The organism is Bacillus sp. JJ1533 (assembly GCF_036965045.1).
Classification (GTDB): Bacteria; Bacillota; Bacilli; order Bacillales; family Bacillaceae_L; genus Ferdinandcohnia.
In genome coordinates this window covers 69,057-69,992 of sequence record NZ_JBALOV010000041.1, presented here as the reverse complement: position 1 = coordinate 69,992, position 936 = coordinate 69,057, and the positions used below count along the sequence as shown (strand labels likewise).

Below are 936 nucleotides of genomic sequence, written 5' to 3'. Positions count from 1 at the left end.
GTTCTATGTTAATCGATGGCGTTTTTTCGGGCGGGGGCATTAAAGGATTTGCGCTTATCGGGGCTTACCAAGCAATCGAAGCAAAGGGATTAATCTTTAAACGAATGGCTGGAACTAGTGCAGGTTCCTTAATTGCAGCCTTAATTTCAGCAGGTTACACCAGTAGCGAGATAATAGACCTCATGGAAGAACTAGACCTCAGTGATTTTCTAGATCAGCGAAAAGCCCTCTTACCCACACCTTTAGCTAAATGGCTTCTTTTATATTGGCGGCTTGGCTTATATAAAGGCGATATGTTAGAAAAATGGATTTATCAAAAACTCCGCGCGAAAGGTGTTGTGACCTTTCAAAATCTCCCACCAGGTCGATTACGGATTATTGCTTCTGACCTAACAAATGGAAGGATTATGGTTTTGCCCGATGATTTAGAACGCTATGGCATCCATCCGGCATCCTTTCCGGTGGCAAAAGCGGTTCGAATGAGCTGCAGCCTCCCTTACTTTTTTGAGCCGGTTCGTTTGAAAGACTATCAAGGCAATACCATCGTGGTAGATGGTGGTGTATTATCGAACTTTCCAATCTGGTTGTTTGATGAAGAAAAAATGTTGAAAAAACGCCCTGTCCTTGGAATCAGGTTAAGTGGAGATAGTCAGCAGCAAAAACAAAATAAAATTAACAACGCCATCGATATGTTTGGAGCCCTCTTTGAAACCATGAAAAATGCACATGATGCACGTTATATCTCGCGTCGACATGAAAAAAATATTATCTTTATTCCAATCGAAAGTGGATTAACAACAGAGTTCGGTGTTACAGATGAAAAAAAGCAAGAGCTTATACAGCAAGGTAAAAAACGTGCCGAAGCCTTTTTACGAACGTGGTGCTATTAGCTTCATTCAGAGGGGTTTAAACCCTGACTAAATAAAGTTAAAGCCT

1 protein-coding gene is annotated in these 936 nt (G+C 41.2%); it reads left to right on the top strand.

Annotated elements, in window-relative coordinates; translation table 11 throughout:
• The first annotated feature begins 5 nt into the window (after nt 1-5).
• Complete coding sequence (locus tag V7138_RS21885) at nt 6-890, top strand: patatin-like phospholipase family protein (RefSeq protein WP_335401614.1); 885 nt, start codon at nt 6-8, stop codon at nt 888-890.
• Nucleotides 891-936: the final 46 nt, after the last annotated feature.

What these genes read in the sequence shown, in the direction of transcription:
- V7138_RS21885 (WP_335401614.1), top strand. Translation starts at nt 6, where the DNA reads ATGTTAATCGATGGCGTTTTTTCGGGCGGGGGCATTAAAGGATTTGCG.